The organism is Curtobacterium sp. Csp2 (assembly GCF_013347165.1).
Genome location: NZ_CP054593.1, coordinates 2253746 through 2278644 on the forward strand (window position 1 = coordinate 2253746; position 24899 = coordinate 2278644).

24 protein-coding genes and 1 tRNA gene are annotated in these 24899 nt (G+C 73.0%); 10 read left to right on the forward strand and 15 right to left on the reverse strand.

The features are described from left to right. The first annotated feature begins 97 nt into the window (after positions 1-97). On the forward strand, positions 98-586 hold the full coding sequence (locus tag HUN59_RS10905; RefSeq protein WP_174778354.1) for a hypothetical protein: 489 nt from the start codon (positions 98-100) through the stop codon (positions 584-586). A gap of 66 nt (positions 587-652) precedes the next feature. Here HUN59_RS10905 and def read toward each other — a convergent pair whose 3' ends face one another. Then, the gene (gene def, locus HUN59_RS10910) at positions 653-1228 is read right to left on the reverse strand and encodes a peptide deformylase (protein WP_058743393.1); all 576 of its coding nucleotides are present in this window, start codon (positions 1226-1228) and stop codon (positions 653-655) included. 39 nt (positions 1229-1267) lie between these two features. Here def and HUN59_RS10915 point away from each other — a divergent pair, with 39 nt between their 5' ends. The 6 genes from HUN59_RS10915 (at position 1268) to HUN59_RS10940 (ending at position 6384) form a co-directional block, all read left to right on the forward strand. Continuing rightward, positions 1268-2179, forward strand: a complete 912-nt coding sequence (locus HUN59_RS10915; RefSeq protein WP_058743394.1) for a hypothetical protein — start codon at positions 1268-1270, stop codon at positions 2177-2179. A 212-nt stretch (positions 2180-2391) separates the two neighbouring features. Continuing rightward, the gene (locus HUN59_RS10920) at positions 2392-3603 is read left to right on the forward strand and encodes a glycosyltransferase (protein ID WP_174778355.1); all 1212 of its coding nucleotides are present in this window, start codon (positions 2392-2394) and stop codon (positions 3601-3603) included. An 11-nt stretch (positions 3604-3614) separates the two neighbouring features. Then, positions 3615-3689 (forward strand) — tRNA-Ile (locus tag HUN59_RS10925). 34 nt (positions 3690-3723) lie between these two features. After that, complete coding sequence (locus tag HUN59_RS10930; protein ID WP_144801427.1) at positions 3724-4851, forward strand: AI-2E family transporter; 1128 nt, start codon at positions 3724-3726, stop codon at positions 4849-4851. A gap of 211 nt (positions 4852-5062) precedes the next feature. After that, positions 5063-5710 (forward strand): DUF1684 domain-containing protein, encoded by a 648-nt coding sequence (locus tag HUN59_RS10935; protein WP_174778356.1) that lies wholly within the window; start codon positions 5063-5065, stop codon positions 5708-5710. A gap of 173 nt (positions 5711-5883) precedes the next feature. Continuing rightward, positions 5884-6384 carry a DUF3145 domain-containing protein gene (locus HUN59_RS10940; RefSeq protein WP_058741346.1) on the forward strand — a complete coding sequence of 167 codons (501 nt, stop codon included), beginning with the start codon at positions 5884-5886 and terminating at the stop codon, positions 6382-6384. A 386-nt stretch (positions 6385-6770) separates the two neighbouring features. Here the strand turns inward: HUN59_RS10940 and HUN59_RS10945 are convergent, their stop codons facing one another. The 6 genes from HUN59_RS10945 to aceE all read right to left on the reverse strand — a co-directional run bounded on the left by HUN59_RS10945 (position 6771) and on the right by aceE (position 14532). Then, positions 6771-8015, reverse strand: a complete 1245-nt coding sequence (locus HUN59_RS10945) for a beta-ketoacyl-[acyl-carrier-protein] synthase family protein (protein ID WP_174778357.1) — start codon at positions 8013-8015, stop codon at positions 6771-6773. Positions 8016-8132: 117 nt separating this feature from the next. After that, a complete protein-coding gene (locus HUN59_RS10950) occupies positions 8133-8381 on the reverse strand; it encodes an acyl carrier protein (protein ID WP_058741348.1) in 249 nt (82 codons plus the stop codon). 82 nt (positions 8382-8463) lie between these two features. Continuing rightward, on the reverse strand, positions 8464-9519 hold the full coding sequence (locus HUN59_RS10955) for a beta-ketoacyl-ACP synthase III (protein ID WP_058741349.1): 1056 nt from the start codon (positions 9517-9519) through the stop codon (positions 8464-8466). Next, the gene (locus HUN59_RS10960; protein WP_174778359.1) at positions 9516-10472 is read right to left on the reverse strand and encodes an ACP S-malonyltransferase; all 957 of its coding nucleotides are present in this window, start codon (positions 10470-10472) and stop codon (positions 9516-9518) included. Before HUN59_RS10960 ends, HUN59_RS10955 begins: the two co-directional genes overlap by 4 nt. 78 nt (positions 10473-10550) lie before the next feature. Beyond that, positions 10551-11780 carry a PucR family transcriptional regulator gene (locus tag HUN59_RS10965; RefSeq protein ID WP_141861245.1) on the reverse strand — a complete coding sequence of 410 codons (1230 nt, stop codon included), beginning with the start codon at positions 11778-11780 and terminating at the stop codon, positions 10551-10553. 7 nt (positions 11781-11787) lie between these two features. Then, a complete protein-coding gene (gene aceE, locus HUN59_RS10970) occupies positions 11788-14532 on the reverse strand; it encodes a pyruvate dehydrogenase (acetyl-transferring), homodimeric type (RefSeq protein ID WP_058741352.1) in 2745 nt (914 codons plus the stop codon). A gap of 245 nt (positions 14533-14777) precedes the next feature. Between aceE and HUN59_RS10975 the strand changes: the two genes are divergently transcribed. Both HUN59_RS10975 and HUN59_RS10980 read left to right on the forward strand, forming a co-directional pair. Further along, on the forward strand, positions 14778-15266 hold the full coding sequence (locus tag HUN59_RS10975; protein WP_058741353.1) for a peroxiredoxin: 489 nt from the start codon (positions 14778-14780) through the stop codon (positions 15264-15266). Positions 15267-15309: 43 nt separating this feature from the next. Continuing rightward, positions 15310-16179: an alpha/beta fold hydrolase gene (locus tag HUN59_RS10980; protein WP_174778360.1), complete on the forward strand. Its 870-nt coding sequence runs from the start codon at positions 15310-15312 to the stop codon at positions 16177-16179. A 17-nt stretch (positions 16180-16196) separates the two neighbouring features. Here HUN59_RS10980 and HUN59_RS10985 read toward each other — a convergent pair whose 3' ends face one another. The 8 genes from HUN59_RS10985 to HUN59_RS11020 form a co-directional block, all read right to left on the reverse strand. Then, on the reverse strand, positions 16197-17777 hold the full coding sequence (locus tag HUN59_RS10985; RefSeq protein ID WP_174778362.1) for an alpha/beta fold hydrolase: 1581 nt from the start codon (positions 17775-17777) through the stop codon (positions 16197-16199). Beyond that, positions 17774-18736 carry an amino acid--[acyl-carrier-protein] ligase gene (locus tag HUN59_RS10990; protein ID WP_217483540.1) on the reverse strand — a complete coding sequence of 321 codons (963 nt, stop codon included), beginning with the start codon at positions 18734-18736 and terminating at the stop codon, positions 17774-17776. The genes HUN59_RS10985 and HUN59_RS10990 overlap by 4 nt, the downstream gene beginning before the upstream one ends. Then, on the reverse strand, positions 18733-19989 hold the full coding sequence (locus tag HUN59_RS10995; RefSeq protein ID WP_206609164.1) for an acyl-CoA dehydrogenase family protein: 1257 nt from the start codon (positions 19987-19989) through the stop codon (positions 18733-18735). Before HUN59_RS10995 ends, HUN59_RS10990 begins: the two co-directional genes overlap by 4 nt. Continuing rightward, on the reverse strand, positions 19986-20306 hold the full coding sequence (locus HUN59_RS11000) for an acyl carrier protein (RefSeq protein ID WP_114851008.1): 321 nt from the start codon (positions 20304-20306) through the stop codon (positions 19986-19988). The genes HUN59_RS10995 and HUN59_RS11000 overlap by 4 nt, the downstream gene beginning before the upstream one ends. A 103-nt stretch (positions 20307-20409) precedes the next feature. Then, positions 20410-20784 (reverse strand): holo-ACP synthase, encoded by a 375-nt coding sequence (locus HUN59_RS11005; RefSeq protein WP_167510046.1) that lies wholly within the window; start codon positions 20782-20784, stop codon positions 20410-20412. Between the two features lie 50 nt (positions 20785-20834). Next, complete coding sequence (locus HUN59_RS11010) at positions 20835-21449, reverse strand: hypothetical protein (RefSeq protein WP_174778364.1); 615 nt, start codon at positions 21447-21449, stop codon at positions 20835-20837. Next, positions 21446-22426, reverse strand: a complete 981-nt coding sequence (locus HUN59_RS11015; protein WP_174778365.1) for an aldo/keto reductase — start codon at positions 22424-22426, stop codon at positions 21446-21448. Before HUN59_RS11015 ends, HUN59_RS11010 begins: the two co-directional genes overlap by 4 nt. A 114-nt stretch (positions 22427-22540) precedes the next feature. Next, positions 22541-23068, reverse strand: a complete 528-nt coding sequence (locus HUN59_RS11020; RefSeq protein ID WP_174778366.1) for a hypothetical protein — start codon at positions 23066-23068, stop codon at positions 22541-22543. A gap of 70 nt (positions 23069-23138) precedes the next feature. On the opposite strand from HUN59_RS11020, the gene HUN59_RS11025 reads away from it, so the two are divergent. Then, complete coding sequence (locus HUN59_RS11025; RefSeq protein ID WP_174778367.1) at positions 23139-24896, forward strand: AMP-binding protein; 1758 nt, start codon at positions 23139-23141, stop codon at positions 24894-24896. Positions 24897-24899 lie beyond the last annotated feature (3 nt).

The following is a 24899-nucleotide window of genomic DNA, read 5'->3' on the forward strand; positions in this document are numbered from 1 at the left end:
CGCCGAGCCGAGTCTCGGGGCCGCCGGCTGGGGCGGGCTGGGCTGGCTGCGCCGGGTTCGCAGGTCGCGTCCGGACGGAAGCTGTTAGCGTTCACAGGTGACCACCCTGCGCCGCGCCCTCGCCACGACGGTCATCGTCGCCGCGGCGCTCGGCCTCGCGGGGTGCACGGCCGGGGTCGAGCCCGAGCTCGACGGCTCGGTCGACGCCACCTCCGGGGCTGAGGTCGCCGCGTCCGGCAGCGCGCCGATCGTCTTCGCGTTCGTGTGCCGTACGGGGCAGGGCGACGCGACGGAGACCTACACGACCTACGCCGCCGCGTGGGAGGCGGACCGGACGGACTGCACCGCGAAACCGATCACCGGGACCGAGATGTCCGCGCAGCAGCAGGCCGCGGTCCGCGCAGCGGACGACACCGTCGACCTGCGCGACCTCGCGGCGACCTGCGCGGAGCGCGGGGTCGCACCGTGGACGGCCGCCGTCGAGACGGACGACCAGGCGCGCGTCGCCGCCGGGCTCCTCGAGTACTGCCCCGGCCACCCGGAACGGGACCGCCTGCAGGAGGCGCTGCTCGCCCACCGGGGCTGAGCCGCGCCTCCAGGCCGGTCCGGTGAGCGCGCCGGACCGCGGCGGACCGTACCGGGCAGCGCTGCGTCAGCCCTCGGGGTGGTCGCGGCCGGGGAGCCAGGACTTGCCCGGGACGCCCCAGCTGCTCTTGCGGACGGCCTTCGCCGCCTGCTTGGCGTAGGGGTGCCCGAGGCGGTCGGCGTACAGGTAGCCGTCGAGGTGGTCGTACTCGTGCTGGAAGATCCGGGCGAGCCAGCCGTGGGCCTCGACCTCGAACGGGGTGCCCTCGGCGTCGACGGCGCGGAGCAGGACGCCCTCGGCGCGGCGCAGCGGGAAGCGCTCGCCCGGGATCGAGAGGCAGCCCTCGGACTCCTCGTCCTCGTCGAGTTCCTCCACAGCCTCGGGCACGAGGGGGCTCGTCCACAGCACGGGGTTCACCGCGACGCCGCGGTGCAGGACCTCGTCATCATCGGTCCATGCGTACACGAAGAGCCGCTTCCCGACGCCGACCTGCGGTCCGGCCAGGCCCACCCCCGGGGCCAGGTCCATGGTCTCGAACATGTCGTCCACCAGGGTGCGCAGGTCGTCGTCGAAGACGGTGACCTCGGCTGCGCGCTCGTGCAGGACGGGTTCGCCGGTGATGCGGATGGGGAGAACGGCCATTCACCCAGGTTATCCGGCGGTGACCGGTAGCCTCATCGCGTGACGACGGACCTCCCGATCCCGGATGCGGTGAACCTGACACCCTTCCAGGCCCTGATGATCCCCGTCGCCCTCGTCGGTGCGGTCTTCCTGTCGCTCGGCGCGCAGTTCCAGAGCCGCGGCGTCCAGCGGGTCGAGGCCAAGCTCGGCCGGCAGTCCAAGGGGCTCTCGGTCCGGCACGTGCTCGCGCTGCTCGGCAGCGGGTACTGGGTGCTCGGCACGCTCATGCTCGGGCTCGCGGTCGTCCTGCAGCTCTTCAGCATCACGAACGCGCCGCTCATCGTCGTGCAGCCGCTCGGAGCGGTGGCGCTCGTCATCACGACGTGGTTCTCGTCGCGGTCGAGCGGCCGGCCGCTCGGACAGCAGGCGCGCCGTGCCGTCTGGACGTGCATCGTCGGCGTCGGGATCTTCGTCGCGATCGCGGCCTTCGTCGGTCGCGAGAGCGCGATCGACGCCGCCCAGCTGACGACGATCCTGCTCATCCTGGTCGTGGTGCTGGCGGTCGTGCTCGTCTCGTTCCGGTTCGCCGCGAAGCACCAGGTCGCGCTGTACTACATCGTCGCGGCGGGCGTCCTCTACGGTTTCGTCGCGACGCTCGCGAAGGTCGTGCTCAACCGGTTCGTGGCCGGCACGTTCGACTGGCTCACGGTGCTCGCGATCGTCGGGGTGGTGGTCGCGGCGGCACTCGGCGGGTACTTCGTGCAGAACGCGTACTCGAGCGGGTCAGCCGACCTGGTCATCGCCGGGCTCACCGTGATCGACCCGATCGTGGCGGTCGGCATCGGCGTCGTGGTGCTCGGCGAGGCCCAGGGGGCGCCCTGGTTCGCCGTGCTCGGGTTCCTCGTCGCCGCGGTCGTCGCGATCACCGGGGTCTTCCTGCTCGCCAAGCACCACCCGGAGTCGCGGAGCTGACCAGCGGCGCTGTGCGGAGCTGACCGGCGGCGCTGTGCGGAGCTGACCGGCGGCATTGTGCGCAGCTGACCAGCGGCGCTGCGCGCTGCCGCCCGCCCGCTCGTCCGCCTGACCGCCGCCCGGGTCCGCCGCGAGGCGGACGCGTCCCTCCGGGAGCGTGCGGTACCGTCGAGCACCGACCAGCACCCGCCCACGAGAGGACGACGCCAGCCGTGTCAGAGGACGCCACCACCGCCACCGCCGAACCGACGGGTGCGACGGGCGGCTCCCGACCGCTCCGTGTCCTGATCGCTGCGGACACCTTCCCGCCGGACGTCAACGGCGCCGCCACGTTCGCCGAGCAGCTCGCCGTCGGCCTCGCCGAACGCGGGCACGAGGTGCACGTCGTCGCCCCGGCGTCGAGCGCCCACCACGGCACGTTCGACGAGGAGCACCGCGGCGTCACCCTCACGGTGCACCGGCTGAAGTCGTACAAGTGGCCGTGGCACGCGTGGCTCCGCTTCGTCTGGCCGTGGAGCGTCCGGAAGTGGACCGGCCCGATCCTGGACGCCGTGCAGCCGGACGTCGTGCACATCCAGTCCCACATCGTCATCGGGCGCGGGATCGTGCAGGAGGCCCACGAGCGCGGCATCCGCGTCGTCGGCACCAACCACTTCATGCCCGAGAACCTGCTCGAGTACACGCCGTTCGGTCGGTTCACATTGCCGATCGCGCTCAAGATCGCCTGGAACGACGCCGCCAAGACCTACCGGCTGGCCGACGCCATCACGACGCCGACGGTGCTCGCCGCCGACTACCTGCGCAAGGCGATCGCCGGGCAGCAGGTCCTCGCGATCTCGTGCGGCATCGACGCCGCCCGCTACACCGCACGACCGGGACGACCGGCCACGAACGAGATCGTCTTCGTCGGCCGCGTCGCCCCCGAGAAGAACCTCGACGTCCTGGTCCGGGCACTCCCGCTCATCCCCGCCGAGCTGCACGCGCACCTGACCATCGTCGGCGGCGGCGAGATGATCCCGAAGCTGACGGCGCTCGTGCACGAGCTCGGCCTGGACGACCGGGTTCGGTTCGCGGGCTTCGTCACGGACGAGGCGAAGCGGCAGGCGCTGACGAACGGCACCGTGTTCGCGATGCCGTCGACGGCCGAGCTGCAGAGCATCTCCTCGCTCGAGGCGATGGCCTCCGGGCTCCCCGTCGTGGCGGCCGACTCGATGGCGCTGCCGCACCTGATCGACGGCAACGGGTACCTCTTCACCCCGGGCGACGCTTCCGACCTCGCGGCGAAGCTCACGACCGTACTGACCGCGTCGGACGAGGACTACACGACGATGCGCGAGCGCAGCCTGGCGATGATCGAGGCACACGACATCAACCGCACGCTGTCGACCTTCGAGTCGCTGTATCGTGGGGAAGCGGTGGCCTGAACGGTCTCCGAGGGGCGGTAGCCAAGCTGGTCAAGGCAGTCGGCTCATAACCGAACGATCCGCGGGTTCAAGTCCCGCCCGCCCTACGCGAAACGCCCGAGGAAGGCTGACCCGTCTCCCATGCAGTTCAAGCGCAAGCACGACGAGTCGGAGGAGCACGGCCCGACCCCGAACGTGACGTTCGAGGCGACCCGGGTCGGCACCGGGGTCCGGGTCAATGCCTTCCGGATCGGCTTCACGGGGGCGCTCGGCGTCCTGATCGCCCTGCTCGTGGGCACGATCGTCAGCGAGCTGAGCACGGTCCTCGTCTACATCGGCGTCGCCCTGTTCCTCTCGCTCGGCATCGACCCGCTGGTGTCGTTCCTCGAGCGGTACATCCCGCGGTGGTCGGCGATCACGATCGTGGTCGTCGGAGTCCTCGCTGCCTTCGCCGGGGTCGTGTTCGCAGTCGTCCCGATCCTCATCCAGCAGGCGACGAACCTCATCCAGAACTTCCCCGAGATCGTGCAGGACATCTCCCGGCAGGAGTGGGTGCAGGACCTGTCGCAGCAGTTCGCGGGCTCGTTCGACATCAACCACGCGCTGCAGTCCCTGCAGTCCTTCGTCGAGGACCCGGGCAACCTGCTCAGCCTGGGCGGCGGCATCCTGGCGGTCGGCGGAGGCATCCTCTCCGGGCTCACCGGTGCCGTGATCGTCATCATCCTGATGCTGTACTTCCTGGCGTCGATGCGCGGCCTCAAGTCGATGGCGTACCGGTTCGTCCCGGCCACCCGGCGCGAGAACTTCATCGACGTCAGCGAGCAGATCACCCAGGCCGTCGGTCGCTACGTCGTCGGGCAGATCAGCCAGGCGCTCATCAACGGCATCCTCAGCCTGGTGTTCCTGCTCATCATCGGGGCGCCGCTGCCGGTGCTCCTGGCGACCTTCGCGTTCCTCGGGTCGCTCATCCCGCTCGTGGGCACGCTGGCCGCGGCGATCATCATCTCGCTGCTGTGCCTGTTCGCCTCGCCCGCGACCGCACTGGCCGCGGCGATCTACTACCTCGTCTACATGCAGGTCGAGGCGTACCTCATCTCGCCGCGAATCATGTCCCGAGCCGTGCAGGTCCCCGGGGCCCTCGTGGTCATCGCGGCGGTGGCCGGCGGCACGATCGGCGGAGTCCTCGGCGCGCTCGTGGCCGTGCCGTTCGCGGCGTCGGTGATCATCATCGTCCAGAAGGTCATCTACCCCCGCCAGGAGCAGTCGTGACCGAGCAGTCGTTGGCGGACCACGTCGCCGAGCGTGACCGCTGGGCCCGCAGCGCGCGGGGACCGCTCGCCCTGGTGACGACGCAGCTCGTCGAGCAGCCCCAGCCGGTCTGGCCCGTGCCGGGGCGGTGGGCGCCGGCCGCAGGCGGACTGACGGTCACGGCCGACGCTGCGGACGGCATCGTCGTCGACGCGTCCCGGTCGACGGCGCGGTGCTCGTCGCCGGCGACCAGGCGGTCGTCCCCTCGACGGTCGCCTTCGCGGACGGCACGGCCGCCACGGTGCACGGGCACACGCTGCGGGTGTGGGACCCGGGGAGCGACGCGGTCACCCGCTTCGCCACGATCGCGCGCTTCGGAGTGTCGCCGTCGCACGTCACCTCCGGCAGGTTCCGGGCGACCACCGGCCAGGAGGACCGTGGCAGCGTCGTCGACGCCGCCGGCGATCCGCTCGTGGTCGCCGGCACCGTCTCGACCGAGGTCGACGGCGTCCCGCTGGAGCTCCTGGCGGTGCGTTCGGCGGTCCACCACGGTGCTGCCCGCCTGCAGCTCATCGTGCAGGACGCCACGAGCGCCCTGCCCGAGGACGACCCCGGCAGCTCGTACTCGATGGGCCGGTTCCTGTACCTCGACGACCCCGGTGCCGATGCGCCCGGTGCCGATGCGCCCGGTGCCGATGCGCCCGGTGCAGATGACTCCGGTGCCGAGGTGCTCCTCGACTGGGACCGCCTCGTCCTGCCGCCGTGCGCGTTCTCGTACCAGTTCGCCTGCCCGATCCCACCCGAGCAGAACCGGATCCCGGTCCCGCTCCGCGCGGGGGAGCGCCACCCGGTCGACGCCACCGGAACCGTCCTGCACTGAACGGTGAGCACTGACGCCGCCGGTATCCGTGCGACCCGGGTGTGGCGTTCGCAGCCGGTGCCATGCATAATGGGCGTGTCCGCAAGGACATCACAATCGGATACCGATGTCCCGTTCCGGGGCTCCGCACCACAGGTCGATGGGGAAGTCGCACCTGACGAAGCGGAGGAATCGTGAACGGAACGACGACAGGGGTGCTCTACGTGCACTCCTCACCACGCGCGCTCTGCCCGCACGTCGAATGGGCGGCAGGTCGCGCGATGAGCCGCGCCGTGAACTTCTCGTGGCTCGACCAGCCCGCGCTCGACGGCTCCCGTCGGACGGAGTTCACCTGGACCGGGCAGGTCGGCACCGGTGCGGCGATCGCCTCTGCCCTGCGCGGTTGGGAGCACCTGCGGTTCGAGGTCACCGAGGAACCGACGGCGGAGTCCGACGGCGGCCGTTGGATGCACACGCCGGACCTCGGCGTCTTCTTCGCGCAGACCGACGTGTCCGGCAACATGGTCGTCCCCGAAGACCGCGTCCGCTACGCCATGGAGCTCGCCGGGAGCAACGCCCTCGAGCTGCACCGAGAGCTCCGACTCGCGCTCGGGCAGGCCTGGGACGACGAACTCGAGCCGTTCCGCCACGCAGCCGAGGGCAACCCCGTCGTCTGGCTGCACCGCGTCGGCTGACCCGCGCGGTTCCGCCCGCCCGGTTCCTCTCGCACCTCGGACGCCGTCCGCTCCCTCCGGAGCGGGCGGCGTCCGTCGTACCCCGCCACCTGACGTGCTGGGCGGCACCGCACGCGGCGGGCGGCGGCCACGCACGGACCGGTCTCCGGACGCACTTGTCGCGCCCGATCCGCGAAGGCGACGGTTCCGCGCGGTTGATCGGCGGGCATGTGTCGCCCTCGCGGGACAGACACGCGTGCGGGGGGCGCGATGTGTCGCCTTCGCGAGGGAGAACGGTGAGCGGGGAGGGTGATGCGGCGGCCGGTGCGGGCGTGCCGGGGCCGGCCACGACGCGACGGAGGCCCGCCCTGCGGACGCAGGACGGGCCTCCAGACCGTGACCGGGGGTCAGACCGAGCGGAACGCGACCACGGCGTTGTGCCCGCCGAAGCCGAACGAGTTGCTGACCGCCAGCAGGTCGCCCGCCGGCAGCTCGCGCGGCGCGGTGGCGACGTCCATGACGATCTCCGGGTCCTGCTGCGTCAGGTTGATCGTCGGCGGGGCGACGCGCTCGTGCAGGGCGAGGACGGTGAACGCGGCCTCGATCGCGCCGGCACCGCCGAGCAGGTGCCCCGTGGACGCCTTGGTCGCCGAGACGACCACGTTGTCCAGGTGGTCGCCGAAGACGCGACGCATGGCGTGGTACTCGGCCACGTCGCCCACCGGGGTGGAGGTCGCGTGCGCGTTGACGTGGACGACGTCCTCGCGGGCGGCGCCGGCGTGCTCGAGCGCCGTGATGACCGCGCGGGCGGCGGCGCTGCCCTCGGGGTCCGGGGCGGTGATGTGGAACGCGTCCGAGGTGATGCCGGCACCGGCGACCTCGGCGTAGATCTTCGCGCCGCGGGCCTCGGCGTGCTCCTTGGTCTCGAGGATCAGCGCCGCAGCGCCGTCACCCAGGACGAAGCCGTCACGCGTGACGTCGTACGGCCGCGAGGCGGTCTCCGGGGAGTCGTTGCGGCGCGACAGGGCCTGCATCGCGGCGAACGCTGCGAGGGGCAGCGGGTGCAGCGCGGCCTCCGCGCCACCGGTGATGACGATGTCGGCCTCGCCCGATGCGACGTGGCGGTAGGCCTCGGCGAGGGACTCGGTCGAGGACGCGCAGGCCGAGAGGTACGTGCGGGCTCCGCCGCGGGCGCCGAACTCCATCTCGATGGCGGCGGCGGGGCCGTTCGCCATGAGCATCGGCACCGTCATCGGCATGACGCGGCGCGGGCCCTTCTCGCGCAGGGTGTCCCAGGCGTCGAGCAGCGTGTTGACGCCGCCGATGCCGGTCGCCCAGTCGACGATGAGGCGCTCGGGGACGACGGACTCGGCGTCGATGCCGGCGTCGGCCCAGGCTTCGCGTGCGGCGACGAGCGACAGCTGCGACGAGGGGTCGAGGCGCTTCGTCTCCGGGCGGGTGAGCTGGTCGGTGAGGAACCGGCGGCCCTGGCCGGCGAACTCGACGGGGAGTTCGAGCTCGGCGTAGCGCGGGTCCTCGATGCGGGTGATGCCGGACTTTCCGGCGAGCAGCGCTTCCCACGTCTCCGGGGCGGTCGCGGCGAGGGGTGTGATCGCACCGATCCCGGTGACGACGACGGTCTTGTTGGTCATGGAACGACGTGTTCTTTCGTTGGACGAGCTGGCTCGCGTGGGGAGCCGGGGGTGGACGAGACGAGCGCCGCGGCCCGCGGCAGTTCCGCCGGGGCCGCGGCGCTCAGGAAGCTCGCGTCAGGCCTGCGCCTTGACGATGAAGTCGACGGCGTCGCCCACGGTCTTGAGGTTCTTGACCTCTTCGTCCGGGATCTTCACGTCGAACTTCTCCTCGGCGTTCACGACGATGGTCATCATCGAGATCGAGTCGATGTCGAGGTCGTCGGTGAACGACTTGTCGGCGGCGACGGTGTCGGTCGCGATGCCGGTCTCGTCGTTGATCAGCTCGGCCAGGCCGGCGAGGACTTCTTCGTTGGACAGGGCCATGAGGGTTCTCCTTGAGGGGGGTGTCGTTTGACCGTGGGACAGCCTAGGGCACGGGCTCGGTCCGTGCGCGGAGGCGCGGGGACTAGGGGAGGACGACCACCTGGGCACCGAACACGAGTCCGGCGCCGAAGCCGATCTGCAGGGCGAGGCCGCCCGACAGTTCCGGGTGCTCCTCGAGCAGGCGGTGCGTGGCGAGCGGGATGCTCGCGGCGGAGGTGTTGCCGGTCGTGGTGATGTCGCGGGCGATCGTCACCGTGTCCGGCAGGCCGAGCTGCTTGGCGAACTCGTCGATGATCCGGATGTTCGCCTGGTGCGGCACGAAGGCGGCGAGGTCCTCGGGGCGGACCCCGGCGGTCTCGAGTGCCTGGCGGGCGACCTTGACCATCTCCCACACGGCCCAGCGGAACACCGTCTGTCCGGCCTGGCGCATGGTCGGACGGGGTGCGCCGGCGGCCCACTCGTTGTAGGTCGCGGTCATGCCGATCGCGTCCCACTTCGAGCCGTCCGAGCCCCAGATCGTCGGGGCGATGCCGGGGAAGTCGCTCGGGCCGACCACGGCCGCGCCCGCCCCGTCACCGAGGAGGAACGAGATGGAGCGGTCGGTCGGGTCGACGACGTCGCTGAGCTTCTCGGCGCCGACGACGAGCACGTGGTCGGCGAGGCCGGACTTGATGAACGAGTCGGCCTGGGCGATGCCGTACGCGTAGCCGGCGCACGCGGCGCTGACGTCGTACGCCGCGGCCGGGGTGGCGCCGATGCGCTCGGCGAGCAGGGACGCCATCGACGGGGTCGCCACGGTGTGCGTGACGGTGCTCACCAGCACGACGCCGATCTGCGACGGCTCGATGCCGGCCTTCGCGATCGCCTCGCGCGCGGCGGCCTCGGCGAGGTCGACCGCTTCGACGTCGGCGCCCGCGCGCTTGCGGGTCACGATGCCGGTGCGCTGCCGGATCCACTCGTCGGAGGAGTCGATCGGGCCGACGAGGTCGTCGTTCGGGACGACGTTCTCGCCGCGGGCGGCGCCGAACGCGAGGATGCGGGTGAACTCGTGGCCGCGACGCTGCTGCAGCAGCGGACGGGAGGCACGGGGAGCGGCCGTCCCGTCGGTGGCGGGGGACGGCGTGGTCGCGTCGGTCATGCGGTTGCGTCTGCTTCCTGGCCTGCGGACTGGTCGCGGTCGCGCTCCAGGAGCTCGACGGCGGCGGGCAGGTCGTCGGGGGTCTTGATCGCCACGGTCGGGGTGCCGCGGAGGCCGCGCTTCGCGAGGCCGACCAGGGCACCTGCCGGGGCCAGTTCGATGATGCCGGTGACGCCGGCGGCGGCGAAGGACTCCATCACTGCGTCCCAGTGCACGGGGTTCTCGATCTGCTGGACCATGAGGTCGACGAAACGGCGGCCGTCGTCGACGCGGGAGCCGTCGGCGTTCGTCCAGATCGGCAGGCTCGGGTCGTGCGCGGTGGCGGCGGCCGCGACCGGGGCGACCCTGGCGACGGCGGGGGCCATGTACCGCGTGTGGAAGGCGCCGGCGACCGCGAGCGGGACCACGCGGGCCTTGGCGGGCGGCTCCGAGGCGAGGGCGGCGATGCTGTCGGCGGGACCGGCGACGACGGTCTGGCCGCCGCCGTTGTGGTTCGCGGGCACGAGGCCGTGCTGCTCGAGCGCCGCGGCGACCGCGTCAGGGTCGCCCCCGAGGACGGCGGCCATCGAGGTCGGTTCGAGGGCGGCGGCGTCGGCCATGGCCCGGCCGCGCTCGGCGACGAGCGACACGGCGTCGGTCGGCTCGAGGACTCCGGCGACGGCGGCGGCGGTGAACTCGCCGACGGAGTGGCCGGCGACCCCGCCGACGAGGGCGCGACGGCCGTCGGCGAGCAGGGCGTCGGCGGTGACCAGGCCCGCGGCCACGATGAGCGGCTGCGCGAGCGCGGTGTCCTTGATGGTGTCGGCGTCGGACTCGGTGCCGTGGTGCGCGAGGTCGACGCCGATCGCGTCGGACCACGCGCCCACGCGGTCACGGACGGCGGCGTCCTCGAGCCAGGGGGCGAGGAAGCCGGGGGTCTGGGAGCCCTGTCCGGGCGCGACGACGACGATCACCCATCGATCCTTCCTGCCCCGGCGGCCGAGGAGCGTGTGGACTTCCGACAGCGATCCGCCGGAGACCTTGTGCGATCCCTATCGTCGCGCGGCAGGCCGCCGGCGGCCGGTGTTCGACTCGGACATGGCGCCGAGGATGAGCGCCGACTGCACGATGAGGGCGTCGCGGGCGTGCGTGGCGTCCCACCCGATGACGTCGGCGACGCGGCGGAGCCGGTAGCGCACGGTGTTCGGGTGCACGAAGAGCTCGCGGGCCGTGGCCTCGAGCGACCGGCCCGTGTCCAGGTAGCACCAGAGCGTCTGGAGGAGCTCGGTGGACTGGTCCTTGAGCGGCACGTAGATGCGCTGGACGAGGGCGGACCGGGCGAGCGGGTCGCCGGCGAGGGCCCGTTCGGGCAGCAGGTCGTCCGCCAGCGCCGGGCGTGGGGCGCCGCGCCAGGCCCGCGCGACGGCGAACCCGGCGAGGGCGCCCTTCGCGCTGGTCGAGGCGTCGACGACCCCGGGGACCTCGTTGCCGAGGACCAGGTGGCCCTCGCCGAAGGACGGTTCGAGGGCCTGCGCGATGGCGGTGAAGGAGACGGGCTCCTCGCCCTCGGGGACGTCGTCCCGCGGGGTGGCGCGGCCGATGACGACCACGAGCCGCGAACCCTGGACGCCGATGAGCACGTCCGCGTCCATGTGCCGTGCGGTCCGCCGGATCTGGTCGACCTCGAGCTGCTTCGGGGCGTTGCCGACAAGGACCGCGACCTCGCCGTGGCCGTGCCAGCCGAGCGCCGCGATGCGGGAGGGGAGTTCGTCGTCGTACTCGCCGGACAGGATGGAGTCGACGACGAGGGCCTCGAGCCGGGCGTCCCAGAGCCCACGGGCCTCGGCCGCGCGGGCGTAGACGTCGGCTGCCGCGAAGGCGATGTCCCGCGAGTACTTCAGGATCGCCTCCTGCAGCATCTCGTCGTCCTTGGCACGTTCCTCGACGACGGTGACGACCACGCGGATGAGCTGCAGGGTCTGCTGCAGGCTCACCGAGCGCAGGAGCTCGCGCGGCGCGGAGCCGAAGACGTCGGCGGCCGCGATCCACGGCGTCGACGCGCTGCCCTCGAGCCAGGAGATGAACGACGTGATGCCGGCCTGGGCCACGAGCCCGACGGCCGAGCGGCGCCCAGGGGGCATCTCGCTGTACCACGGGAGGGTGTCCTCGAGCCGCTTGATCGTCGCGGTCGAGAGTTCGCCCGACACCTGCCGGAGCCAGGAGAGCGCGCGGTCACGATCGCTCTCCCGGCCCACGGCGGTGTCGGTGCGGGGGGTGCTCACCTGCTGATCAGCTCTCGCCGCCAGCGCTGCCGGTCGTGCCGGCGGTGACGTCGTGCAGGCGGTAGCGGTCGATCGCCTGCTGGACGACGGCCTGGTCGACCTTGCCCTGGCGGGCGAGCTGCTGCAGCGTCCGCACGACGACCGAGGGGCCGTCGATGTGGAAGAAGCGGCGGGCGGCCGGACGCGTGTCCGAGAAGCCGAAGCCGTCGGCGCCGAGGGTCGCGTAGTCGGTCGGCACGAACGGGCGGATCTGCTCCTGCACCTGGTGCATGAAGTCGCTCACGGCGACGACCGGGCCCTCGGTGCCGAGCAGGCGCTCGGTCACGTACGGGGTGCGCGGCTGCTCGTTCGGGTTGAGGAACGCGTGCTGCTCCGCGTCGAGACCGTCGCGGTACAGCTCACCCCAGCTCGTGACGCTCCAGACGTCGGCGGACACGCCCCAGTCCTCGGCGAGGAGCTGCTGCGCCTCGAGGATCCACGGCACCGCGACACCGGACGCGAGCAGCTGGGCCTTGGGGCCGTCGTGCTCGCTCGGCTTGAGCAGGTACATGCCCTTGACGATGCCCTCGACGTCGACGCCCTCGGGCTCGGCCGGCTGCACGAGCGGCTCGTTGTAGACCGTCAGGTAGTACATGACGTTCGGGTCGGCGTGCTTCGGCGAGCCGTCCTCGTTCGTGCCGTACATGCGCTCGAGACCGGAGCGGACGATGTGCCCGATCTCGTAGCCGTACGCCGGGTCGTAGGACACGACCGCCGGGTTCGTCGCCGCGAGGAGCAGCGAGTGGCCGTCGGCGTGCTGCAGGCCCTCGCCGGTCAGCGTGGTGCGACCGGCCGTGGCGCCGATCATGAAGCCGCGGGCCATCTGGTCGCCCGCCGCCCAGATGGCGTCGCCGGTGCGCTGGAACCCGAACTGCGAGTAGAAGACGTAGACCGGGATGAGCGGTTCGCCCTGCGTCGAGTACGAGGTACCGATCGCGGTGAACGCCGCGAGTGCGCCCGCCTCGTTGATGCCGACGTGGACGATCTGGCCCTGCGGGCTCTCCTTGTAGGCCAGGAGGAGCTCGCGGTCGACCGAGGTGTAGTGCTGGCCGTTCGGGTTGTAGATCTTCGCGGTCGGGAAGTACGCGTCCATGCCGAACGTGCGTGCTTCGTCCGGGATGATCGGGACGACGCGGTCGCCGAAGTCCGGGGAGCGGAGTAGGTCCTTGAGCAGGCGCGCGAACGCCATGGTCGTGGCGACCTCCTGCTTGCCGGAGCCCTTCTTCACGACCTGGTACTTCGCGTCCTCGGGGAGGGTGAACTGCGTGTACTTCGTCCGGCGCTCCGGCACGTAGCCGCCGAGCTCGCGGCGACGCTCGTGCATGTACCGGATCGCCTCGTCGTCGTTTCCCGGGTGGTAGTACGGCGGCGTGTAGGGGTTCTCCTCGAGCTGCGCGTCGGAGATCGGGATGCGCATCTCGTCGCGGAACTGCTTGAGGTTGTCGAGCGTGAGCTTCTTCATCTGGTGGGTCGCGTTGCGGCCCTCGAAGCTCGGGCCGAGGCCGTAGCCCTTGACGGTCTTCGCGAGGATGACGGTCGGCTGGCCCTTGTGCTCGGTCGCGGCCTTGAACGCGGCGTAGACCTTGCGGTAGTCGTGGCCACCGCGCTTGAGGTTCCAGATCTGGTCGTCCGAGTAGTCCTTGACCAGCTCGAGCGCCTTCGGGTCGCGCCCGAAGAAGTTCTCGCGGACGTAGGCGCCGTTCTCGGCCTTGTACGTCTGGTAGTCGCCGTCCGGCGTGGCGTTCATCAGGTTGAGCAGCGCGCCGTCGGTGTCGCGCGCGAGCAGGTCGTCCCACTCGCGGCCCCACACGACCTTGATGACGTTCCATCCGGCACCGCGGAAGAACGCCTCGAGCTCCTGGATGATCTTGCCGTTGCCGCGCACCGGGCCGTCGAGGCGCTGGAGGTTGCAGTTGATGACGAAGTTCAGGTTGTCGAGCCCGTCGTTCGCCGCGACCTGCAGCTGACCGCGCGACTCGACCTCGTCCATCTCGCCGTCGCCGAGGAACGCCCAGACCTGCTGGTCGCCGGCGTCCTTGATGCCGCGGTTGGTGAGGTACTTGGCCTGCTGGGCCTGGTAGATCGCGTTGATCGGGCCGATGCCCATCGACACGGTCGGGAACTGCCAGAAGTGCGGCATGAGGCGCGGGTGCGGGTACGACGACAGGCCGCCGCCGGCGTGCGACTTCTCCTGGCGGAAGCCGTCGAGCTGGTCCTCGCTGAGGCGGCCTTCCATGTAGGCGCGGGCGTACATGCCGGGGGAGGCGTGGCCCTGGAAGAACACCTGGTCGCCGCCGGACGCGTGGTCCTGCGCGCGGAAGAAGTGGTTGTAGCCGACCTCGTACATCGCGGCGCTCGACGCGTAGGTCGAGATGTGGCCGCCGACGGCGATGCCGGGGCGCTGCGCGCGGTGCACGGTGATCGCGGCGTTCCAGCGGATCCACCGGCGGTAGCGGCGCTCGAGTTCTTCGTCGCCGGGGAACTCCGGCTCGTCCTCCGGCGCGATCGTGTTGACGTAGTCGGTCGTCGGGACCATCGGCACGCCGAGGTGCAGCTCGTTCGAGCGCTTCAGCAGGCTCTGCATGATCTCGCGGGCCCGCTGGTGGCCGTGCGTCGCGACGAGACCGTCGAGCGATTCACGCCACTCTGCGGTCTCCTCCGGGTCCTGGTCGGTCCCTGCGGTGCTGCGCGGGTCCTGGTCGTTCACCGTCACCCTTGACCTCGTTCGTTCTCGTGGTGGTGGACATGGTGGTTCCCGTTCGGGTCGGGTCGCGACCGGGGGGGAAACCCACACCACTCTAGGCCCCACCGCCGACCGGCAGCCTGATGGTGACGTGCAGGTGGACACGCGCTTGCATTCGGGTGCCGTCGGCGTACGATTGCCGATCGTGCACGCGCGACCCGCGCCTGCACACGCGACACGGGCACACCCCACGCCCGAGGAAGAAGCACGCACCGATGGCCCTGGAGATCGGCTCGATCGCGCCGGACTTCGAACTCCCGAACCAGTTCGGTGAGCACGTCCGCCTCAGCGACTTCCGCGGCGTCCGCCCGGTCGCCCTCGTCTTCTTCCCCCTCGCGTTCTCGTCGGGCTGCACCAACGAGCTGTGCACCCTGCAGGACAACATCGCGATGTTCGAGGACCAGCGGGTCGAGCTCATCGGGGTCTCCGTCGACTCGAAGGCCACGCTGCGGTCGTTCGCGGAGCAGCACGGCTACGACTTCGAGCTCCTCGCCGACTTCTGGCCGCACGGCGCCGTGTCGAAGGAGTACGGCGTCTTCCTCGAGAAGAAGGGCTTCGCCACCCGCGCGACCTTCGTCATCGACGTGCAGGGCCGCATCAAGGCGTCGATCATCACCGAGCCCGGTCTGCAGCGCGACGTCGCCGAGTACCGCGCGGCGCTCGACCGGCTCGCCGCCTGCACCGCGCCCGTCCCGGTCGGCTGACCCCGTCCCCGGTCCACTGGACGAGGACTACGCGCCGTACCCGGTGACGGCCGACCCGACCACGTGGTCGCTGCGTCGTACGGTCGTCCGGACCGGCGTCGGACCGGTCGTGGTGCACCACCGACCGGGCCCGCGTCCCGTCGTGCTGCTGCACGGCGTCGCGGGGTCGTGGACGACCTGGACGCCGGTGCTCCGGGCCGCCGACGGCGTCGACGGCCGGGGGCTCGTGCTCCTCGACCTGCCGGGCTGGGGTGCGTCGCCGCCGCCGGAGCGCCCCGTGGACGTCGACGCGGGAGCCCGGGTGGTCGTGGACGTGCTCGACGCGCTCAGGGTGGCCGCCGCGGACGTCGTCGGGCACTCGATGGGCGCGTTCGTCGGGCTCCACCTGGCCCGGACGTCCCCGGACCGCGTGCGCTCGCTCGGGCTGGTCTCCGGGACCACGACGGCGACCATCAGGGCCGCCGCCCACCCGTTCCGCGCGCTCCGGACCCTGCCGGCGTTCACGCTGCTCCGCGCTGGCGTGCTCGTCACGGGTGGAGCAGCACGCGGCATGCTCCGCGGGCTCGCCCGGGTCGGGCTGCTGCCGCTGCTGGCCGCCCCGGTGTTCGCCCACGTGCGGCGGCTCGACCGGAGCGTGCTCGACGCGTTCGTGCAGGAGTTCCGCCCGGAGCTGTTCGCCCTGACCGCCCGAGCCGCCGCGGGGTACGACGTCGACGGCTGGCGGACGGTCACCGTGCCGGTCGCGGCGGTCGTCGGGCGCGGGGACGTGTTCGCCCGACCGTCCGACCTCGACGACCTACGCGCACTCCTGCCCGCCGTGCGCACGGCGGTGCTCGAGGACTGCGGGCACTTCGCGCACGTCGAGCACCCCGCGGCCGTCGCGCGGCTCACCGGGCTGCTGCCGACCCCCTGACGGACGTCCTGACGCGTTCAGCGGGACAGGGCCCGTGCGGGGAACGTCTCGGCGACCCGCGACCGCACCTCGGCGACGACGGTCTGGCGCATCCCGGGGGAGAAGAGCGCGTGGTCGCCGTCCGGGACCTCGACGACGGTCAGCCGGGCGCCCCACCGTCGGACCGCACGGCGCCCGCCGAACCGGTCGAACAGTGCGACGTCCTCGGGGGTGGCCACGACCACGACGTCGGTGCCGCGGTCGAGGACGGGTCCGAGGTGGCCGACCACGCTGCCCAGGGCACCCCGACGGGCGATGCGGTCACGGAGACCGGCCGGGACCCAGCGGTTGTACGGACCACGCAGCCAACGGCGCAGCGGGGAGGCGTCCGCGACCCCCTGTGCGGTCTCGGCGTACGACCCCGGCGCGGCCGGGGTGCGGCGGTAGTCGTTCGGGCTGATCTCGACGACGAGCCGCGGGTGCTCCTCGACCGCCCGGCCGGCGAGCCAGGCGCCGGCGCACATCCCGACGATCGCCAGTCGCTCCGCGGGCACGCGCAGCGCGGACACGACGGCTCGCTGGTCGTCCAGCCACTCCTGGGCGAACAGGAACGCCTGCTCGTCCGCGTGCACCGGTGAGCTCTCGCCCGTGCCGCGGCGGTCGACCCGGACCACCCGGACGCCGTCGCGGGCCAGGGCCCGGGCGAGGTCGACCTGGTAGTCGGTGGCGCCCGTGCGGTGTTCGGCACCGCCGTTGTGCAGGACGACGACGGGGGCGTCCTCGTCCTGCGCCGACGACACCGTCTCGACGGCGAACAGCCCGTGCGGGCCGATCCGGAGGATGCGCTCGGCGACGCGGTCGTCGACGTCGAGGACCTCGTCGAGCGCCGGCGCCGTGGTCGGCGTCGCGACCGCGGGTGCCCAGGCGTCCAGCCGGTCGACGATCCTGGCGACCGCTGCACCGGGGATCCGCGCGTCGATGCTCGTGCCGTCGAGCAGCTCCGCGGTGCCCGGGACCTCGAGCACCTCGGCGCCGCCGAGGGCCCGGGGCGCGCGGGAGCCCGGCCGGACGACCGCGATGGTCGGACCGCTCCGCGCCGGGTAGGTCAGTGCCTCGACGACCGCGACCTCGGCCGGCGGGAGGTCGATCCCGACGAGCGACTCGACCCCGTCCACCGTGAGCGCGCCGCTGACCGACACGGCCGCGAGGGCACGCTGGCCCCGGAGCCATGCTCGGCCGGAGGCCGGGGCGTCCCAGACGACGAGCGCGTCGTCGTCCGTCGCAGCGGCCGCCGCGACGAGCGCGGCCGACGCCAGTCCCAGGAAGGCGATGCGCTCGACGCCCGCGCGGCGGAGCAGCGCCGCCGCGTACCGGGCGGAACGCACCTGCGCGTTCGGAGCCGCGTCGTCGGCGGAGTCGCCACGCCCGGACGGGTCGTAGCGCACCGAGGCCACGCCACGATCCTCCAGGCCGTCCGCCAGCAGGCGGAGCGTGCGGTACGCGATCACGCCCTCCTGCCCGAGCGGCGGGCAGAGGACGACACCAGCGCGCGCGGCGTCGGGGAGCTGGACGGCGACCCGCATGGCGGGGCGACCGGACCAGCCGTGGTGCGTGCTCACAGGCCGAGGGCCGCGCGGACGTCGCCGTCCCAGCGGTCCGGCGCGGTGCCGTGCAGCGCGAACAGGGCGATCGTGATGCGCTCGAGGCCGAAGGCCAGGCAGGCGCTGTGCGCGACCGCGCCGTCCTCGGTGCGGAGGCCGAACGACGTGCCGAAGTGGTCCTCGTGCAGGTTCGCCGAGCTGATCGCCGTCTCGGGCAGGTCCGGGCCGTACACGTGCGTGACGAACTCGAACTTGAGCGACTGCTCGACCTGGTTGCGGGCGAGGACCTGCCCCACCCGTCCGAAGAACGGGTCGTTCGCGGGGACGACGTCGATGCCGAGACCGAAGGACTCGAGCAGCGCGCGCATGCCGGGGATGCGGCCGTCGCGGTGCGCCCGGGCGGACGCCGGGGTGCCGACGTGCACGAACTCGTGCATGTGGAAGGCCTGCAGACGCATCGGGTCGAGGGACGGTTCGCGGCGGAACGAGTCGCCGAGGACGTCGAGGTTCCGGCCGCCGGCGGGCACGACGTCGCCGATCAGCCCGTAGACGGGGTGGCAGACCGCCGGGGTCAGCATGAGGTCGGCGGGCTCGAGGAACGACTCCCAGCGCTCGCCGCGGTCGCGGGCCGCCAGGAGTGCGCGATGGGCGCGGTCGTCGCCCGTGAAGCCGGACACGGCGGCGGCGAGGTCGGGGAAGGACGCGATGTAGTCGGTGCGCTCGAAGGCGGCGAGGGGTTCGACGGGCGGGAAGCGCAGGACGTCGGCGTCGAGGTCGGCCTGGCTCCGGACCGCCGCGGCGTCGACGGCGGCGTACACGCGCTCGAAGACGCCCGTGCGGCCGTAGAGCCCGGGGGAGCCGAGGTCGAGCAGGACCCCGTCGGCGAGCAGGCGTCCGCGGAGGTCGGCGCGCGCGGCGTCGAGCGCGGCGGGGGACTGGTCGATGTCGGGCTGGGTCGTGGGCTGGGTGATGGTCACAGCAGTGCTCCCGTCATGAGGGCGAGGTCGGCGTCGGCGGCGAGGAGGCGGTCGTTGGCCACCATCACCGCGGCGCCGTGCGCGTCGCGGAGGTGGCGGCCGAGGCTGGTCGGGCCGCTCGCGGCGTACCCGGCGATCCCGACGATGCGGAGCGCCCGGGTGACGAGGTCGGTGACGCGCTCGGAGGCGCCGACCTTGAGGGCGTTCGCGGCGAGGGCGTGGGCGGGCGACCCGAGGGTCTCCGGGTCGTCGGCGGCCTCGTCGAAGCGGTCGGCCGACCGGCGGACGGTGTCGCCGAGCGCCTGCAGGTCGACGAGCAGCTCGGCGAGCCGCAGGGCGGACGGCGGGGTCGTGCCGAGCGAGGCGCGGGCCTGCTTCCGGACGGCGGCGCGGGCACGGTCGGCGGCGTCGGCGGCGATGCCGAGCCAGACCGAGGCCCAGAGGACGTGCGACACCGGCAGGACCGTCGTCGCGGAGATCGTGGCGTAGTCCTCGGGGAGCACGAGGTCGGCGTCCGTGTCGGCGTCGAGCACCCAGCCGTGGCTGCACGTCCCGCGGAGGCCGAGGGTGTCCCACGTCGACGTCTGCGTCAGCGTGGTGTCCGACGGCAGGCACACGACCAGGCGCTGGTCGGACGGTGCCGCGTCGGGGGAGCGGCGCGCGGTGACGAGGACCGCGTCGGCCTCGGTGGCGTACGAGATCACCGGCGCGTCCTTGTGCAGGTGCACGCGGCCGTCGGCGGTCGTCTCGACGGCGCAGGTGCTGCGGCGGGTGTCGCCGCCGACGCCGCGCTCGGTGGTCGCGGAAGCCACGAGCGCCCCGTCACGGACGGCGTCGACCGTGCGGGCGATCCCGGTCGAGGGGCCGCCGTGTCGCCAGAGGGCCATCGCCTGGCCGTGGTGCATCGCGAACACCATTCCGGTCGCGGCGCACGAGCGGCCGAGGGTGGTCGCGATGCGGGAGAGTTCGGCGAGGGTCGCGCCCTCGCCACCGAGCCGGACGGGCACCGCGGCGGCGAGCAGGCCGTGCTCGCGCATCGCGGCGATGGCCTCACGCGGGGGTCGGGCGTCCCGGTCGACCTCGTCCGCGTGGCGGGCGGCGACCTCGGCGACCCGGGCAGCACGTTCGGCGAAGCGGTCCGCGGGAGCCCCTTCGGCCGCGGCGGCGGGTGCAGCCGCGACGGCCGGTGCGCTCGCGACGGCCGGAACACCCGGGCCGGACCCGGCGGGGCGGTCGAGCACGGGGGCGCTCACGCTGCCGCCCCCGTCGGGGTGCCGGTGCCGACGAGCGCCGTGGTGGCCGCGGCGACGAGGGCCTCGACCGTGGCGAAGGTGGAGCGGTGCAGCAGCGCGTCCGGGAACTCGGTGTCGAGGTCGTCCTCGATCGCGAGCATCACGGTCACCGATGCGTGCGAGGTCAGACCGAGCGTGTAGAGGTCCGCGATCGAGGCGACGTCCCGGGCGTCCACGGCGAGCCGGCCGTGGTCCGCCAGGGCGCCGCGCACGACCTGCTCGACCTCGCTGGCGTCGGGTGCGACAGCGGTGGCGACGGGGTTCGGGTCCTGGTCCATGCCCGCCACCATAGGGACGACCGGGCCTCGGGAAGCCGCCGTGCGGGTGCGGGAAACCGCACGCCTCCGGGCCCGACCAGCCCCGACGCGGGACCGGCCGTCGTCAGCGCTGGGTCAGCGCGACCGCGGTCGCGACCGCGAGTCCCCGTTCGTGGGACAGCGACACCGCGATCGCACCGCAGCCGATGGCGTCCGCGAGCGCTGCGGCCCGGCCGGACAGCTCCACCGTGGGGGCGCCGTCCACGTCGAGCACGATCGCGACGTCGCGGAGCGGGACCGCCTCGTCGCGAGCGGGGCGGAGCAGCTTGAGCACCGCCTCCTTCCCGGCGAACCGGGCGGTGAGGCGTTCCGGGTCGTCCCCGGCGTCGGCACGTTCCCGGTCGGTGAAGACGCGGGACAGGTAGCGCTCGCCGTGTGCGGCGACGGCCGCGACGACGTCGTCGACGGCGGCGAGGTCGGTGCCGGTGCGGATGGCCATCACGGTGCGAGCGTACGGCGTGGGGGCGCGCCCCTGGTCGTCCGGATCGTTCAGCGGTACTGCGGCGGCCAGTCGAACGGTTGCGGCAGGTGCGGGACCTGCCCGAGCCCGGTCACGGCGAGCACGATCTGCCGGCGGTCGGTCAGCGCGATCGAGCGCGGGTTGCCGAGGTAGCGGTGGCCGTCGACCCAGACGGTGAGTTCACCCCGCAGCCCGCCGACGTGCCCGGCGCCGAGCGACACGTCCCACTCGTCGAAGAACTGGCCGAGCGTGAACGTCCGTCGCTCGGGGGATTCGACGTGCAGGATGCCCGACGTGTCGTGGGTGTGCAGCTCCGCGGCGAACCGTTCGCGGTCGGAGTGGCCGACGTTCGCCGGCACCGTCACCGGCACGTCGCCGTCCAGGATGGTGAGGTGGGTGTGCACGTGCTCCGCCAGCGGCTCGCCCCACACATCGTGCAGGCCCGCCGCGTCGGCTCGCGTCTGCAGGTCGGTGGGCGCCGGCCAGGGAGGCACGGTGCGGGTCGTCCCCGCCGCCGGCGCCGTGCAGACGGCCAGCAGCAGGACGGCGACCGCCGCGACGAGCGTCACGACGACGGCGCGGGGCGCCGTCGGCCGGGCGCCTCGGGCGCGGTCCCCGGCCCGGCCGGGTCGTGTGGTCGTCACCACCGGTCGTGCACGGCGGCGCGGAACCACCGGTCGTAGAGCTCGTGCACCGTGGCGTCGAGCCCCGGCACCTCGCCGAGGTCCGCCGCGCCGGCGTTCGAGCGGGCCTGCTCCGGGTTGCGCGCCCCGGGGATCGCTGCCGTGACACCCTCCTGCGCGATGATCCACGCGAGCGCGGCCTGCGGGACCGACATGCCCTCCGGGAGGGCCGCGGCGAAGGCCTGCGCGGCCTGCACCCCGTCGGCGAAGTCGACGCCGCTGAAGGTCTCGCCCTGGTCGAAGGCCTCGCCGTGCCGGTTGTAGTTGCGGTGGTCCTGCTCCGGGAAGGTCGTGTCCGTCGTGTACTTGCCGGAGAGCAGTCCCGACGCGAGCGGGACGCGGGCGAGGATGCCGACACCCGCTTCGCGCGCCGCGGGGAGCACCCGGTCCAGCGGCTTCAGGCGGAAGACGTTGAGGATGACCTGCACGGTCGCCACGTTCGGTCGGGCGATCGCCGTGAGCGCCTGGTCGGCGGTCTCGACCGAGACACCGTAGGCGGCGACGGACCCGTCGGCGACGAGGGCGTCGAGCGCGTCGTACACGGCGTCGTCCTCGTAGACGGGCGTCGGCGGGCAGTGCAGCTGGACCAGGTCGAGGGTGTCCTGCCGCAGGTTCCCCCGGGAGCGGTCGACCCACTCGCGGAAGTGCGCGGCGACGTAGTTCGACGGGACTTGCTCGGCACGGCGGCCCATCTTCGTCGTGACGGTCAGCGGGACGTCGGGGTGGCCCTGGCGCCAGGCGCCGATGAGCTGCTCGCTCCGCCCGTCGCCGTACACGTCGGCGGTGTCGAACAGGGTCACGCCGGCCTCGACGGAGGCGTCCATGACGGCGTTCGCGTCCTGCTCGCTGACGGGACCCCAGTCGCCGCCGAACTGCCAGGTGCCGAGACCGACGACGGACACGGAGCGGCCGGTACGGCCGAGGGTGCGACTCTGCATGCGGCCGAGCGTAGTCACGCCACCGTGGGGTCGCCGCGGTCTGTCCGTCCCCCGCCGAGCGACGTCCGCCCGACGGGCGTGGCGGCGGTGGGGCGTGCCTCCAGGCCGGCCCGGTCAGGGGACGATGGTGACCCCGCGACGGAGGACCGCGCGCGCAGCGCGGGCCCGGGGGATCACCCAGAGCGCCGACCAGGCGCCGATGCCGACCCACAGGCCGACGAGCAGGACGGTCAGGACCGGTCCGTGCTGCGGCTCGGCCGACCACGTCATGAGGCTCCACAGGACGCAGAGCACGATCTTGCTCCAGCCGGCGCCCTCGCGGTCCGCCTGTGCCTGCAGGAGCGGAACCCAGGTCTCGGCGGGGACGCCGGGCGGCACGGCGCCGTCGGCGACCCACCGCTGGGCACGGACGCTCTGCTCGTAGCCGCCGGCGGTGCGCCAGCTCCGGAGCTGCGACCACACGCCGATCCCGGCGCCGACCGCGCCGGCGGGGACGCCGACCCCGACGAGCAGACCGGTGGTCGCGGCCGTCCACGACGACGCGAGGAGCACGGCGAGCACCCCGCCGAACGCGGCGCCCGCCACGGCGGCGCCGAGCAGCCGCAGTCGCCCGGCCTCGTCGACCACACCGACACCGTCCACGCGTGCGACCGTACCCCCGTCCGGTGCGGGAGCGCTGCGCATCCCCGCCCGCATCGGGCATGATCGACCGGTGCCCTCCACGAACCCGACCACCGCCTACCGTGCCGCCCGGGACGAGCTCCTCGCCGTCCTCGACGAGCAGGACCCCGTCCGCGCCGACGCCGCGCGCCGTGCGTTCCGGTGGCCGGACCTCGGCCCGACCTTCAACTGGGCGACCGACTGGTTCGACGTGGTCGCGCGGGACAACGACCGGGTGGCGCTGTGGATCGTGGACGGGGACGGCGGCTCCCGCACGACCTACGCCGAGATGGCCGCGCGGTCGGACCGGCTCGCGGTGCATCTGGACCGGTGGGGCGTCCGGAAGGGCGACCACGTGCTCGTCATGCTCGGCAACCAGCTCGAGCTGTGGGAGACCATGCTCGCCGTCATCAAGCTCGGCGCCGTGATCCTGCCGACCTCCACCATGCTCGACACCGCGGACCTGCAGGACCGCGTCGACCGCGGCGCCGTCGCGCACGTCGTGACGAACCGCGGCGAGACGCCGAAGTTCGACGGCGTGACCGGGGCGGAGTCCCGCATCGTGATCGGCGGCGACGTGGAGGGGTGGCGCTCGTACCCGACGGACCTCGGCGAGCCCGCACCGGCCGACGAGCAGCGACCGGTCGTCACGACCCTGACCACCGACCCGTGCCTGGTGTACTTCACCTCGGGCACGACGTCCAAGCCGAAGATGGTCGTGCACTCGCAGACCTCGTACCCGGTCGGACACCTCAGCACCATGCACTGGCTGGGGCTCCGCCCCGGTGACGTGCACCTGGCGATCAGCTCGCCCGGCTGGGGCAAGCACGCGTGGAGCTGCTTCTTCTCGCCGTGGATCGCCGAGGCCACCGTCTACGTGTACGACACCCCGCGGTTCGACCCGGCGGGGCTCCTCGCCCGGCTCGACCAGGACGGCGTCGACACCTTCTGCGCGCCGCCGACCGCGTGGCGGATGCTGCTGCAGTCGGACCTCGGACCGAAGCCGCGGGTGCTGCGCGAGGTCGTCTCGGCGGGCGAGCCGCTCAACCCCGAGGTCATCGCGCGGGTCCAGGCGGCGTGGGGGCTCACCATCCGCGACGGGTACGGGCAGACCGAGACGACCGCGATCATCGGCAACGTCCCCGGCTCCCCGGTCACCCCGGGGGCGATGGGGCAGCCGCTGCCCGGCGTCTCCGTCGTGCTGCTCGACCCGCTCACCGGGGAGCCTGGTGACGAGGGCGAGGTCTGCCTCGACCTGACCGAGCGTCCGACGAACCTGATGTCGGGGTACCTCGGCGACCCGGCCCGCACGGACGACGCGATGCGCGACGGTTCCTTCCACACCGGCGACATCGCGAGCCGGGACGCCGACGGGCAGTTGACGTTCATCGGGCGGACCGACGACGTGTTCAAGTCCTCGGACTACAAGGTGTCACCGTTCGAGGTCGAGAGCGCCCTGCTGCAGCACCCCGCCGTGGCCGAGAGCGCGGTCGTGCCGGCACCTGACGACGCCCGCCTCAACGTGGTGAAGGCATACGTGGCGCTCGCCGCCGGATGGGAGCCGTCCGCCGAGACCGCCCGCGCGGTCCTCGAGCACGCCCGGACGTCGCTGCCGGCCTACGCCCGGGTGCGTCGGGTCGAGTTCGCAGAGCTGCCGAAGACGATCTCGGGGAAGATCCGGCGGGTCGAGCTGCGGGAGCGCGAGGAGCGGGCGGTGGCAGACGGGGCACCGGTGGCGGGGGAGTGGCGGGACGAGCAGTTCCCGGAGCTGCGGTCGGTCGGCCGGCGGGCGGATGACCGGCGGAGCTGAGCC